Annotated in this window: 11 protein-coding genes and 2 tRNA genes; 4 read left to right on the top strand and 9 right to left on the bottom strand. The window is 40.1% G+C overall.

Annotated elements, in window-relative coordinates; genetic code table 11:
- Positions 1-305: 305 nt before the first annotated feature.
- From NKF87_RS00670 to NKF87_RS00655, 4 genes are all read left to right on the top strand, one after another.
- A complete protein-coding gene (locus tag NKF87_RS00670) occupies positions 306-1,445 on the top strand; it encodes a PucR family transcriptional regulator (RefSeq protein WP_118225484.1) in 1,140 nt (379 codons plus the stop codon).
- A 108-nt stretch (positions 1,446-1,553) separates the two neighbouring features.
- Positions 1,554-2,192 carry a lactate utilization protein gene (locus NKF87_RS00665; protein ID WP_253583813.1) on the top strand — a complete coding sequence of 213 codons (639 nt, stop codon included), beginning with the start codon at positions 1,554-1,556 and terminating at the stop codon, positions 2,190-2,192.
- A 60-nt stretch (positions 2,193-2,252) separates the two neighbouring features.
- A tRNA-Cys gene (locus tag NKF87_RS00660) sits at positions 2,253-2,323 on the top strand.
- 64 nt (positions 2,324-2,387) lie between these two features.
- Positions 2,388-4,685: a DNA topoisomerase III gene (locus NKF87_RS00655; protein WP_173793317.1), complete on the top strand. Its 2,298-nt coding sequence runs from the start codon at positions 2,388-2,390 to the stop codon at positions 4,683-4,685.
- Between the two features lie 65 nt (positions 4,686-4,750).
- On the opposite strand, the gene NKF87_RS00650 is transcribed toward NKF87_RS00655, so the two are convergent.
- The 9 genes from NKF87_RS00650 to NKF87_RS00610 form a co-directional block, all read right to left on the bottom strand.
- A complete protein-coding gene (locus tag NKF87_RS00650) occupies positions 4,751-6,232 on the bottom strand; it encodes a glycoside hydrolase family 32 protein (RefSeq protein ID WP_253583811.1) in 1,482 nt (493 codons plus the stop codon).
- A gap of 18 nt (positions 6,233-6,250) precedes the next feature.
- Entirely contained in the window at positions 6,251-7,594 is a 1,344-nt protein-coding gene (locus NKF87_RS00645) for a glycoside hydrolase family 172 protein (protein WP_006427727.1), read from the bottom strand.
- A gap of 31 nt (positions 7,595-7,625) precedes the next feature.
- Positions 7,626-8,456, bottom strand: coding sequence for a carbohydrate ABC transporter permease (locus tag NKF87_RS00640; protein ID WP_055283948.1), 831 nt, complete (start codon positions 8,454-8,456; stop codon positions 7,626-7,628).
- 2 nt (positions 8,457-8,458) lie between these two features.
- Positions 8,459-9,331 carry a carbohydrate ABC transporter permease gene (locus NKF87_RS00635; protein WP_055215302.1) on the bottom strand — a complete coding sequence of 291 codons (873 nt, stop codon included), beginning with the start codon at positions 9,329-9,331 and terminating at the stop codon, positions 8,459-8,461.
- A gap of 83 nt (positions 9,332-9,414) precedes the next feature.
- Entirely contained in the window at positions 9,415-10,737 is a 1,323-nt protein-coding gene (locus tag NKF87_RS00630) for an ABC transporter substrate-binding protein (protein ID WP_161144486.1), read from the bottom strand.
- A gap of 244 nt (positions 10,738-10,981) precedes the next feature.
- Positions 10,982-11,971: a LacI family DNA-binding transcriptional regulator gene (locus tag NKF87_RS00625; RefSeq protein ID WP_161144487.1), complete on the bottom strand. Its 990-nt coding sequence runs from the start codon at positions 11,969-11,971 to the stop codon at positions 10,982-10,984.
- Positions 11,972-12,087: 116 nt separating this feature from the next.
- Positions 12,088-12,726 carry a DUF1847 domain-containing protein gene (locus tag NKF87_RS00620; RefSeq protein ID WP_161144488.1) on the bottom strand — a complete coding sequence of 213 codons (639 nt, stop codon included), beginning with the start codon at positions 12,724-12,726 and terminating at the stop codon, positions 12,088-12,090.
- 284 nt (positions 12,727-13,010) lie between these two features.
- Positions 13,011-13,250 carry a helix-turn-helix domain-containing protein gene (locus NKF87_RS00615; RefSeq protein WP_138377012.1) on the bottom strand — a complete coding sequence of 80 codons (240 nt, stop codon included), beginning with the start codon at positions 13,248-13,250 and terminating at the stop codon, positions 13,011-13,013.
- Positions 13,251-13,762: 512 nt separating this feature from the next.
- Positions 13,763-13,834 (bottom strand) — tRNA-Asn (locus NKF87_RS00610).
- Positions 13,835-13,901: the final 67 nt, after the last annotated feature.

The raw sequence follows: 13,901 nt of genomic DNA, 5'->3' as shown, positions 1-13,901 counted from the left end.
AGCACTATTGGTATTACCTGTAAATAGAGTGCGCTCTGTTTTTTCCTTTTTGGAACCACAAAAAGCTCCTCAACTTTCGTTGAAGAGCTTTCCGTCTTTTAAAAATCTAGAGAATGGATTTTTTAGAAGCACATTTTTCGGGGTTGAATATTCATTCTTTTGTACTTCTCATACAATATATCACACGAAATTCACTATGAATATAGTTTTAATCGACAGATTTTATTCCATAAATTGTGTGTCACACACAATTATGATAAAATATATCTATACTCTGATCAACATATATCAGGAGGACCACACTTATGGCAATTAAATTACAGTCCCTGTATGAAGCAATTAACAACCAATTTGATGTCATCCTTCATACCAATAGTTTTTATGATAAAGAAGTAACCTGGATCCATACCGTCGAACAGGGTGAATTCTCCCATCTGCTCCACGGTGATGAACTGATCTTTAACTCAGGTCTGAATTTTACCTCTCAGGACTGGCTGAAAGAGTTCTTAAAGTCATTGAAAGACGCACACGCCAGCGGACTGATCATCTCTGTAAAATCACGTCCTGCATTTTCCCAGGAGATTATCGACTATTGCAATGAAATACAGCTTCCGCTGTTCTCCACTTCCTGGGACACTCCGTTCATTGATATCATGCGGATCTTTTCTGAGATTCTGTTAAAAAACGAACACCGCGAGACCAGTCTTGCCGCTGCTTTGAAAAATGCGATCTATTACCCCGAGAATGAAGACTCCTATCTGAATCCTCTGGAAAGCAATGGATTCTTCCGCGACATGAACTATACTGTCCTCATAATCAGCTGCCACACTTATGACAGTGATTCCGGTAATTCTTACCTGGAACAGCTGGAAAAGAAGATCCGTTATTTCATGTCTAAAGGGATCGTATATGAAGAAGGGAAGCATCTGATCGTATTGTTTGCCGGTGAATCTGTAAACGATATATCTCAGAAGCTCTACGATGTCTGTCAGAATAACTCCGATGTCTATGTCGGGATTGGAACTACGGTCTCGCAGCTTACAGACATTCACCGCTCTTACGAGACCGCATTTACCGCCTATCAGCTCACCAAAACTGCTCTCCCGAAGAACTTCCTTGAGTACGATAAGCTTGGTGTATACAAACTTCTGGCCGATATCCACAATCAATCTCTGACAACGGATTTCCTGAACTCCACACTTGGCCCGATTCTTGACTATGACGCTGTGCATCATACCGATTATCTGCATATCCTGGAAGTCTACTTTGATCATGACTGTAGTATCATCCATACCGCAGATGCACTTTATTGTCATAAGAATACGCTGTCGTATAAACTGAATAAGATAAAAGAACTTCTGGATTATGATATCCTGACCAATGAGAACCGGACAAACATCATGCTTTCTTTTTATATTTTAAGGCTGGAAAAGCGCAGTATATAAATGATCATCCCCTCAACTTCTGCATGATTTCAAAGACTACGGACCTGAATCTGTGTTATAATTTCAAGTAAAAATATCTAAACAACATAAACGTGGGAGGGATTCATTATGGATCAGAATCGAATCAAACGAAACCAGATGTTAGGCGCAAAGATTGTAAAAGAACTTACAGCCCGCAACATGGAAGCTTATTATACAGACTCCAAAGAAGAGGCTCTGAAGAAAGCATTGGAATTAATCCCGGAAGGAAGCAGCATCTCCTGGGGCGGTTCCATGTCTGTCAATGAGATCGGCTTAAAAGAAGCTGTCTGTCAGGGAAATTATCAGGTATACAACCGCGATACCGCACCGACACCGGAAGATAAGCGCAAGATCGAGCTTGCGGCATATGATTGTGATTACTTCCTGACCAGTGCAAATGCGATCACGGAAGATGGAATTATGATCAACATTGACGGACATTCCAACCGTGTATCCTCTATCGCTGCCGGACCACGGAATGTGTTGATGATCATCGGAATGAATAAAGTTACACACGATGTAGATTCTGCCATGTCCCGTGCAAGAAATGAAGCCGCGCCGATCAACGCACAGCGTTTCGACCTGAGCACTCCTTGTTGCAAAACAGGTGCCTGTTTTGACTGCAAAACACCGGATACGATCTGCTGTCAGATCCTGATCACCAGATATTCCAAGACACCGCAGCGCATCAAAGTCATTCTGGTAAATGAAGATCTTGGATTTTAACATACAGATTTTCTTGACTTCATCTTACGTATTTGTTATACTTAACAGTACGTAAGGCATGGCGCCATAGCCAAGTGGTAAGGCAAAGGTCTGCAACACCTCTATCACCAGTTCAAATCTGGTTGGCGCCTCTGATATAACCTCGGAAACATCATGTTTTCGGGGTTTTTCTATATCTGAAAGGAGTATATATATATGAAATCACTCGTACTGGCAGAAAAACCATCTGTTGCCCGCGATATCGCCCGTGTTCTCGGCTGTCACAAGAACATTTCCGGTGCGATCGAAGGCAGCAATTATATCGTCACCTGGGCACTCGGCCATCTGGTCACTTTGGCCGACCCGGAAGAATATGATAAGAAATTCAAAGCCTGGGATATGTCTTATCTCCCGATGGTTCCAAAGAAATGGGAACTCGTCGTGATCAAACAGACATCCAAACAATACCATAATGTAAAAACACAGCTTTTCCGGAAAGATGTCTCTGAGATCATCATTGCCACCGATGCCGGACGTGAGGGAGAACTGGTTGCCCGCTGGATCCTGGACAAATCCGGCTGTCATAAGCCGATCCGCCGTCTGTGGATCTCCTCTGTTACCGATAAAGCGATCAAAGAAGGGTTTGCCCACTTGAAGGACGGTCGTGCGTACAACGACTTATATCATGCCGCAAGAAGCCGCGCAGAGGCAGACTGGCTGGTCGGGATCAATGCCACCCGTGCATTGACCTGCAAGTATAACGCCCAGCTCTCCTGCGGACGTGTACAGACACCGACACTTGCCATGATCGCACACCGCGAACAGCAGATCCGTTCATTTAAACCGGAAGATTATTATGGACTGCGGTGTACAACTTCTGTTACCGGTGGTTCTGTCGGCACTATGGCTTCTATCGTCACATGGACATGGCAGCAAAAGAAAAGCGGTTCCCTGCGCTCCTTTAACAAAGAGCTGATAACCGGCCTTGATAAAAAATTAAAGAACCAGACACTTACCGTGACGGATGTGCATACCTCATCCAAGCGGACACCTTCCCCGGGCCTCTATGATCTGACGGAATTACAGCGCGATGCCAATAAGCGCTTTGGCTTCTCCGCAAAGGAGACATTGAATATCATGCAGAGTCTGTACGAACACCACAAAGTCCTCACCTATCCAAGAACAGACTCCCGCTATATCGGTACGGACATTGTGCCAACGATCAAAGAACGCCTGAAAGCCTGCAATATCGGACCTTATAAGAAATATATTCCGGAGCTCTTAAAGAAACCGCTTAAGACAAGCAAAGCCTTCGTAGATGATAAAAAAGTCAGCGACCATCATGCGATCATCCCGACGGAAGAATATGTCCAGCTGGAACATATGTCGAACAATGAACGCAAGATCTATGATCTGGTCGTACGCCGTTTTATCAGCGTCCTCTATCCGGCATTTGAATATGAGCAGACTACACTGAAAGCTGAAGCCGCAGGTGAAACATTTACTGCAAAAGGAAAGGTCATCAAAGCCGCCGGATGGAAGGCCGTATATGCCGATGCTGCATCTTCCGGTTCCTCCGCTTCACAGTATGATGCTTACGGGGATTATGAAGATTCTGAAGATTTTGGAGAAGATTTCCAAAATAATGATATGTACTTAAAGGCTTCAGAGCAGGCACTTCCTGTTCTCCACAAAGGCGACACCCTGACTGTCACACGCACGAATATCACAAACGGTAAGACCAAAGCTCCCGCCCGTTTTACAGAAGCGACACTTCTGTCCGCCATGGAGAATCCGGTACGTTATATGTCTTCTGATGATAATAAGATGAAAAAAACTCTCGGTGAAACCGGCGGACTCGGAACCGTAGCGACAAGAGCCGATATCATTGAAAAATTGTTCCACTCTTTCCTGCTGGAAAAGAAGGGAAATGAGATTCTTCTGACATCCAAAGGAAAACAGCTTCTGGAATTAGTCCCGGAAGATTTGAAAAAACCGGAGCTTACCGCTTCCTGGGAAATGGAACTTGCCAAGATTGCCAAAGGAGCACACAAAGAACAGGTATTTATCAAAGATATCGAAAGCTACACCAAAGAATTAATTCAGGATATCAAGACTTCCGACGGAACTTTCCGTCACGATAACCTGACTAATACAAAATGCCCGCACTGCGGCAAGCGTATGCTCTCTGTCAAAGGCAAGAACTCCCGCATGCTGGTCTGCCAGGACCGTGAATGCGGCTATCGCGAGACGATCGCACGCACCAGCAATGCAAGATGTCCGAACTGTCACAAGAAGATGGAACTGATCAAAAAGGGGGACAGTGAGACATTTGTATGCTCCTGCGGCTACAAAGAGAAGCTGGAAGCATTCAAGAACCGTCGTGCCAAAGAAGGTGCCGGCGTATCTAAGCGCGATGTCCAGAAATATCTGAAGAAACAGCAGCAGCAAAATGACGAACCGGTGAATAACGCATTTGCACAGGCACTGGCGGGACTTAAGTTAGATAAATAATATGCAAAAAGGAATAACAAACCTTTGCTAATCTGGTTTGTTATTCCTTTTCAGAGAGAGAATAATTATTTCATTGTCTTTTCAAGTTCCCATGACCGAATGCTTTCAATCATCAGATCTCCGCCAATTGCTTTCACTTCATTTTTCTGATCATCATCCACATTATATATATTACAAGAAAAATTATTCTGATAATCATTGCTGAATATTTCTAATGAAATTTTGTCAGAATAAATATGAATATCCAGATGCTCTTTGCCCATTAAATTCAATGGACATCTTGCGACTCCTTTACTCCAGCCATCGGAATTATTACGGTCAAAATATGCTTCCGCTCTCTTCAGATCAAATAGGATCTCTGTCTTCTTTCCCTGAGACATTCTTAAGTTCAGCCTAATCTTGTCTGCAGTTGATTTTTTCAGATTTATCCGCATTTCCGTTTCATAAACACAGCCACTCCGAAGTTCTTTTTTCTCGTCTTCTTTTATCAGAATGTCCGCTTCTTCCTGCTTATTCTTCCGGAGATCCTGTAATTCTTTTACAGGAATAAACTTTAATGTATTATCTTCTGCTAATACCGCCTCTCTCGGAATGTTAAAGAATCCGCACCAGCCTTCTTGATATGTCGGACCCCAGTCTTTCCAAAATGGCATCCAATCCCATGCATTCGCCCATCCTACCAGAATCCTTCTGCCATCCGGTGCCTGGAATGACTGTGGTGCATAATAATCAAATCCCCAGTCAATTTCCCCTGAAATTGTATAGAAAAATTTTCCGGTATCATAGTCAAAATCTCCCACCAGATAAACACTGGTGCGCTCTTTTCCTCCCATCGGAGAGAACATCAACACATACTTATCTCCTACCGGATAAAAATCCGGGCACTCCCACATATAGCCCCATTCGCCTCTGCTCTCTGCAAGGACATTGACAAATTCCCAGTGGAACATATCTGTCGATTTATACAGTCTTGCCTGTGCAAATCCATTTTTGCTTGCTCCACAGACTACATAATAGGTATCATCATGTTTCCATACTTTCGGATCCCTGAACAGATCTGTTGGAACACCTTCCGGTGCTGTGATCACCGGGTTCCCTTCATATTTTTCAAAGTGGATTCCGTCTTCACTATATGCGATACACTGTGCCTGTTCAAACCCATTTCCATTATTACAGGTTCCTGTATAGATCAGGAATAACTTTCCATCATGTTCAATCGCACTGCCGGAGAAGCAGCCCCCCTTCAAATGATCATCATATACTTCACTTGGTGCAAGCGCTAATGGCAGATACTCCCAATGAATCATATCTGCACTGACAGCATGTCCCCAGTGCATACAGTCCCAAAATCCAGAATATGGATTATATTGATAGAAAAAGTGATACTTTCCTTTAAAATATATCAACCCATTTGGGTCATTGATCCATCCGGTTTCTGCCATAAAATGATAGTCCTGACGAAATTTTCCCTGCTGTACGGTTTCTCTTTTTGCTTCAATTTCTTTCTGGGCTTTTTCTATTCTTTCAATCATCAGTTCTTTTGACATATTGTGCCTCCGATATTATTACTTATATTCTTCACGAAGCTTCTTTGCAAATTCAGTATTAAGCTTTGATTCCCGGCGGGCCTTATTTTCTTTAATTCTGAACTGTTCTTCTCTTGCAGGCTTATACTCTTCCCAGCGTTTTGCCCATGATTCTCTCGCTGCTTTCATTTCTTCTGTTAATTCCGGCATCTGAAGATTGCGTTCTGGAAGTACCGGTACATTTGGAATTCTCTCTTCTACAGGAAGAATCGTAATTGGTTTTGCTGTTGGCAGTGTCTGATACCAGTATGCTGTTGAACTCCAGTCATCTGACAGATGGTTCGCATGTCCATGTTCAATCGTAACTTTCAAATGTTTCTCAAATCTTACTGGATCTGTAATGTGGAAACGATAAGATACCTGGAATCCATCCGTATCACTTTCATGTACAATAGTTCCAAAGAATGGATATGCATTTTTCTGCATTCCCCATGCATGATTGAAATAATCCTCTGTTCCTGTACCATTTAATGACGGGTATTCCTCTCCATCAATGAAGAACATATCATTTCCTTCTCCCCACCAGCTTCCCTGGTAGTGTTTTACAGTAAGGTTACATCCTACATAATGTCCCGTTCCTTCTACGTCAAGCACCGTATAGTTATTCTCACCTTTAAAATTGGTTACATTATTAACTTCCGGACAGTTTGTCTGAAGGTCTGGTCCCCAGCCCTGACAAGGATTTTCTCTGTGCCAGCTTGCATGGAAATATGCTGTATTCTCATCCAGTGGCTCTTTATACATTTCATAGTCAATATTGAAATATAAAATAAATGGAAGTTCGTTTTCATTTACAATCTCAATTTTTGCTTTTTTATTAAAAGGCATTGGGAAATAGCATGACACAGAACAAGGAGCTCCATATCTTCCTGCTTCTTCTGGTTTCAGCGAAACATTAAATGGCAGCGAAGAAAAATTGCCCGGATAACTGTTACCAATACAGAAGAAATCTCCCAATGGTGCAAGTACACTTGGTGTATCCTGATCATCCCATGTAATCTTGATCAGAACTTTTCTATAATAGAATGGATCATAATCATCCCAGATAACTCCAAGTGCCGGATGAATCTCCATAACCGGAGCTGCTGAAGCATTTAATACCGGATCAAGAATACTTGGTGCTACTACTTTTCTGCAGGAAGAAGTCATCCAGATATGTGTGATACATCCCGGTCCTTCCACTTCTCCAAGAGAGATTGTCTCACCTGCCGGGATTTCCCAATAATCCTGATTCTTACCTCTCTGATCCCAGCTGGCAAGTCTTCCGTTTCTGGCTTTTTTTACAGTTGTCAAATCTTTAAATAATCCTGATACATTGCTCATAATATAAGTCTCCTTTTCTTTTTGTTAATAATTATCCTTTCACAGCTCCCGCTGTCATACCCTCTACAATATTCTTCTGGAATAATCCATAGAAGATCAGTTCCGGAACAATAATCATAAGACTGGATGCTACAATTCCACCATAATCTACCGTATAATTTCCTTTGAAGAATGAAGCTCCCATAGAAAGTGTATAATCAGATACATCTTTCAGCATTACAGATGCATACGGATATTCATTCCATATGTATAACACGTTAAAAATGACAATTGTTGCAATAACCGGCTTTGCCATTGGCAAAATAACTTTCACCATCAGCTGCCAGATGTTACAGCCATCTATTACAGCCGCTTCGTCAATTTCCGTAGGAAGCTGTTTCAAATATGCTGTCAGAAGAAGCGTATTGAATGAAATCGAACTTGCTGCATATGGAAAAATCAATGCCCATTTTCCTCTCAACCCGAAAAAGATATTAATCTTATATACCGGGAACAATAAAATAAATGGTGAAACAGATAATCCCAAAATCAAAAATCCATACAATAAACTCTTTGCCTTCGGATGCTTAAATTCCATTCTTGCAATTACGAAAGAGCTGCAGAATGTAATAATAAGTTCCAACACAACAGATACTATACATACAACAAAAGTGTTCGCATATAATTGTGGAAAGTTTAATGTTTCCAATGCATGTTTGAAGTTGTCGAGATTAAATGCCTTCGGCATTGCCAATGGATTAGACATGATCTCTGAACTTGATTTGAACGAAAGCAATACCATCCATAAAAATGGAAATACAACAATCGCTGTTATAATGATCATCGCAGCATACATTGCAATTTTCTTTCTTTTCGGTACCATTCCTATTCACCTCTTTCTCTTGTAAGTATTGAATAAATACCTGTGATCACCAGTGAAAGAAGGAATGTAAATGTAGCCAGAGACATTCCATAACCATAATCTCCACTGTTAAATGTCATTGAGTAACTATATGTAACCAACGTCTCAGACAGGTGGTTTGGACCTCCTCCTGTTGTCTGCTGCACAATTTCAAAGATCTTAAACACTCCTGTAATGATCAGAACTGCTACTGTTGAAATCGTTGATTTCATCATTGGAATTGTGACATACATTGTCTTCTGTATAAAGCTTGCACCATCTATTTCAACTGCTTCCAACACCTCTCCCGGTATCATTTTAAGACCTGCAATAAATACCGTTACCAGATATCCTAATTGTTGCCAGAAATAGATAATCGCGATACTATACGGAGACAGTGTATTGCCGCCTATCCATTTTTGTTTCAAACCAGATGCCCCTATCGCATCCAGAACATTATTGATAATACCAATGTTTGGATCTAATATATAAACCCAGATAATTCCAACAATGATCGGTGCGATAATGGCAGGAGAAAAGATTAATGACTTTGAAAAATCCACTCCTTTTAATTTATTATTCAGTAACAAAGCAATGAGAAAAGATAAAGACAATAACAATACAAATGCCAATATAAACATAATCATTGTGTTCTTTAAGGATATCCAAAACAAACGGTCTTTAAATAATCTCATATAATTTGTCAATCCGTTGAATGTAGCCTTTCCAATTCCAGAATATTTTGTAAAACTATATCCAATTGACATTCCAATAGGAATAATAATAAATACCATATACACAACCAGTGTCGGAATTACCAATCCTATCTTGTATCTCTTTTTACTTAACCAATGCATACGCTCATCCTCTTTATATCCGGGACCACCATGATAAATCTTCATGGCAGTCCCATGCAGTGTCAGCCAATATTAACGTCTGTCTAGTTTGCTGCTGCCGAATCCATATTTTTTAAAGCATCTTTCGGACTGTATGTTCCTTGCATAACACCAAATATTGCATCATACATTGCTTCCTGAACTGCCGGAGTAACTGTCTGGTCCGGAGCTGCTTTTGGTGTTTCCCATCCATTTCCAAGTGCTGTGATCATTGCATTCATTGCATACTGTGAATCTGTTGCTGCAATACCATCATAATTGGTTGCCGGGAAAATGGATCCTTCATAAGAAATCTTTGCTGCTTCTTCTCCATAATAATATTTCAAAAATGCATACAAAGCTTCTTTTGCTTTATCATTATCTTTTACCGCTGAACTTACTACCAGCGGAGCTGCCGGAACTTTCATTGCAATATTCTGTTCATAAGAAGAATCCCCAAATTTTGGTCCCCACCAGAATCCGATGTGTTCACCGACATTTTTATCAAATTCTGCACAGTCCCACTGACCTGTTCCGAACATTGCTGCTTTTCCTTCATTAAAGAGCTGTTTTGCGTCAAAATATTCGATTGTTGCCATATTTTCCGGAAATGCTCCGGCATCTGCAAGTCCTTTTATTTTTTCAAAACATGCATTCATATCATCGTTTGAATATTTTGCCTTATCACCAGTATAGGATTTTTCATTATCTTCCCATCCATATCTTGAAAAGAATTCATTGAACTCCCACATTGAGTATCCACTGTTCTTACTTCCGATTGCGATTGGTGTAACTCCTGAATTTTTCAGTTTTGCGATCATATCAAGGAATTCGTCATAAGTTGTATCATCTGTTGGATAAGCAATCCCAGCTTTATCAAACAAATCTTTATTATAGAAAAATCCCTGAACATTACTTTGATATGGAAGTCCATACTGTACTTTTCCATCATTGAATGCATCTTCCATACCATCCAGTGCATCATCAATGTCTTTATTTTCTTTCAGGAAATCAGACATATCTAATAAGTATCCGGCCTCATTGTATTCCGGTGCCTCCGCTGAATCTAAATGTACAATTTCCGGAAGACTTCCATCCTGTGCTGCCAGTTTCATATTTTTTGAATGTGCCTCTGTATCAGCTGCTACGAATTCTACTTTATATTTTCCTTTATTTTCTTTGTTAAATCCCTGAACAATATTGTAAGTAACCGTTTCCTGTTTTTTTGGGTTTGCCACATGAATACCAAATTTAATGACGGTTGCCCCGTCCGCATCCGTTTTTGCTTCTTCTGATGACTTACTTCCTCCGCATCCAGCAAGCAGTCCCATCGACATCGCTGCAACTAATACTGCAGATGTAACCTTTTTTAAGCTTTTTTTCTTCATAGTTTTTCCTCCCTAAATGAGTAGATGGTTGTTTGTGGAACCCGTTCCATGTTCCTAAAAAAAATAATTCCGCATCTTTTCTTTTTTATGGAACCCGTTCCATGTTTGTTAAAAAAATAAATTCAGCTGTGCACATGACTGATTTGTATAATCTATATATAACTCTTAACTGCTCAGATGTCAACATTTTTTCGTCATTTCGTTTATTTCATCAAATTTTTAGCACTGTTTTTGTGCATTTTTACTATTCTATTGTTGTTCTCCCCTTTCTCACAGATACTCCTAATGTTACTTTTTCATTTTTATATGTCTTCCCATTAACCAATTCACAAATTAACCTGGCCGCCTCTTTTGCCAGTTCTTTTGTCGGCTGAACGATTGAAGTCACACTTGGTTCTACTATCTGCGTAATATATGTTCCATCATAAGCCACACATTTTACATCCTTCGGAACCTTTTTATGTCTTCGGATAACCTCATTCATACACTCGATTGCAACCAGATCTGTTCCGAATATCCCATCAAATTCCCATTCATCCAGTCTGTCAAACAAATCTTTTACCGCATACTTATAATACTCCAGATCAAATTTATTCCATGCCAGTTCATAATCAAAGCACTCTACTCCCTGTTCCTTCATAATTCTTGCGAATTCAAAATGTCTTTCGTGATATGGCGACTCTACTGCAGTTGAACCTCTGAAATGTACTATTTTTTTACACCCATTCTTAAGCAGAATTTCCGCCGCCAGTCGTCCGCCCTCCTTATGATCGACTGCAACTACAGGAATATCTTCTCCCAAATAACGGTCAAATGCAACGATTGGTTTTTTTATCTTTTTGTACTCTTCTACATCTAAGGAATGTACACCTGTAATCACACCATCCACGATATGCCTGTTTAACATATCTAGATATTCGAGTTCTGCATTATGTGCCTTATCTGTATTACATAACATGATCTTGAATCCTTCATTATAAAGTTCTGCTTCAATATTATGTACAAGTTCTGCAAAAAAAGGAATTTCTACTGTTGGCACCAGAACGGCAATGATCCCACTCTTTTTATGATACAGATTTCTGGCAAGTTCATTCGGTGTATACTGAAGATTTTTCATAGCCTCTTCTATTTTTTCACGTGTCTCATCCGATACATATCCACTGTTATTCAGTACTCTTGATACTGTTCCAACACCGACTCCTGCCTTTTGTGCTACATCTTTTATACTTGCCATGTTTACACCCCCTCTCATTTTAACAATTTATTATAACAGAACATTTACACAAGCTCTAGTTTCATTTTTCGCTTTGTTATATCTTTATGTATCTTTAAACGCCCAAATTAGAAATATTACTCTTCTTCACTCTTCTTCAACTTCGAATAATAACTATCCGCAGTATAAAGCGCCACCACCGGATTATGCCCCAGTACACGGTCTTTCGTCACTGCTGTCGTAGTCAGTGCCTCGGAATATTTATAAAACAGACTGTCATGCCCCACACAAAGTCCGACCACAACATTCAGGTCCGTCTTCGCCCTATTCAGAAGCTTTGCCTGCAAGATCGGATTACACATATTCACACCGACACCTTCGCAGCATTCCGGAATGCCGACGGATGTCTTCTTCTGTGTTCCTGCCTTGCAACCGACACCATACACCTCAAAGCCGTGTCTGCGCAGGATATCTGCCAGGATACGGCTTTCTTTCAGTAAGCCGACACAGGTCGCGATCCCGATCTTTTTCGCATTGATCTTCTTTGCGAAATCCATGATTTCTTCGACACGGGTATGTTTGCAGTAATTCTCATACTCCACTTCTGCCGCAGCAATTGTTACTTTGCGGTTCTCGTCTTCATTGTAGCATTCCATAGCTTCATTTAGAACTTCTTCGTCCATGTGTGTTGTCAGACAGAAATCTGGATATGTTTTATCCATTTTATTGCAGTTTTTTACTGCGCAGTCGATACAGGACATGTCTTCTTTTTTCATTTTTTCATTCTCCTTTTGTATACCTTGGTATCTACAGCGGCCTGCCGCTGGCAGATTCTCTAGATTAAGCTTTACTTTGTAAAATATCCTCTATTTACTTCATAATAACAAATACTTATACTACAGACAATAGTTTTCCGTTTTTATTTTCTTATTTTTTGTAGCTCTTTTCTATGAGAAACGTTCCCCGATTCAGGGTTGAATAAAAGGATCTTTTAAACTTTTTCCTCGTCTAAAAGATCCTTTTAAATTATAGAGATTGTTTTTTATCCTACATGTTTCTTTTACTCTTCCGCTATCTCTTTTTCCGGTTCTTCATCCTTCTCCAGCACAAGTATATCCGCAATACTGCATCCCACATAATCGCAGATCTTCGCGATTGTGGCCAGATCAACTCTCACGACTTTGTTCTTACAATAATTATTCAGCTGGGTATGCTGCAGCTTACATGCATAGCATAACTGATTCTTGCTGATCTTCCTCTCTTTTAATACCTTTTCCAGTTCAATCTTAATTCTACTCATCTTTCGTACCATCCTATAACTGAAGTATACTAAGATTTCGGTTGAAAAAATAGATGTGATAACTTACACTGTATTTATATAGATGTATTTATATACACTGTAAGAAATTACCATTTAGGAGGTTTGCCTTGAAAAAAAGAAATATCCGAATCCTAGCTATATTATTGATCATTGCATTCTTTTTCTCCTTTATTCAAACCAGACCTTATTCTGTCAGGCATTCTACTGTCTATACTAATGATAATACGCTAAAAATCGAGCTATATATAGTAACGAATCGTTTCTTCGTCATCCATCCGGATCAGTATTGCAAAGACATTATTCAGAAGCACCGGCGTATTAACAAGCTTTCCGCTGATACGACTTATCAGATTGTTCTGTTTGCAAATTCATGGTGTTTTAAGAAAGGATATTCCTGCGCAGAATATGAATATCGGGTTGACAATGATAGGATTCAATTACAGAAATAATGTATTAAAAAAGACAGAAATCAAATCGATTTCTGTCTTTAACTCCCCGAGTTGGGTTCGAACCAACGACCCTTCGGTTAACAGCCGAATGCTCTACCACTGAGCTATCGAGGAATACTTATATAGTATAAACCCTTTTGTCTATTTTGACAAGGGTTTTTACTTGCTTTTATATTTTTAT

Origin of the sequence: Dorea longicatena (assembly GCF_024168045.1) — a bacterium.
GTDB lineage: Bacteria > Bacillota > Clostridia > Lachnospirales > Lachnospiraceae > Dorea_A.
Note: the sequence above shows the minus strand (reverse complement) of the source record. Positions and strands in the feature narration are given on the sequence as shown.

Coding starts and splice junctions, on each gene's coding strand:
- NKF87_RS00670 (WP_118225484.1), top strand. CDS start 306: ATGGCAATTAAATTACAGTCCCTGTATGAAGCAATTAACAACCAATTT.
- NKF87_RS00650 (WP_253583811.1), bottom strand. CDS start 6,232: ATGTCAAAAGAACTGATGATTGAAAGAATAGAAAAAGCCCAGAAAGAA.
- NKF87_RS00630 (WP_161144486.1), bottom strand. CDS start 10,737: ATGAAGAAAAAAAGCTTAAAAAAGGTTACATCTGCAGTATTAGTTGCA.
- NKF87_RS00640 (WP_055283948.1), bottom strand. CDS start 8,456: ATGGTACCGAAAAGAAAGAAAATTGCAATGTATGCTGCGATGATCATT.
- NKF87_RS00665 (WP_253583813.1), top strand. CDS start 1,554: ATGGATCAGAATCGAATCAAACGAAACCAGATGTTAGGCGCAAAGATT.
- NKF87_RS00615 (WP_138377012.1), bottom strand. CDS start 13,250: ATGAGTAGAATTAAGATTGAACTGGAAAAGGTATTAAAAGAGAGGAAG.
- NKF87_RS00635 (WP_055215302.1), bottom strand. CDS start 9,331: ATGCATTGGTTAAGTAAAAAGAGATACAAGATAGGATTGGTAATTCCG.
- NKF87_RS00655 (WP_173793317.1), top strand. CDS start 2,388: ATGAAATCACTCGTACTGGCAGAAAAACCATCTGTTGCCCGCGATATC.
- NKF87_RS00620 (WP_161144488.1), bottom strand. CDS start 12,726: ATGAAAAAAGAAGACATGTCCTGTATCGACTGCGCAGTAAAAAACTGC.
- NKF87_RS00625 (WP_161144487.1), bottom strand. CDS start 11,971: ATGGCAAGTATAAAAGATGTAGCACAAAAGGCAGGAGTCGGTGTTGGA.
- NKF87_RS00645 (WP_006427727.1), bottom strand. CDS start 7,594: ATGAGCAATGTATCAGGATTATTTAAAGATTTGACAACTGTAAAAAAA.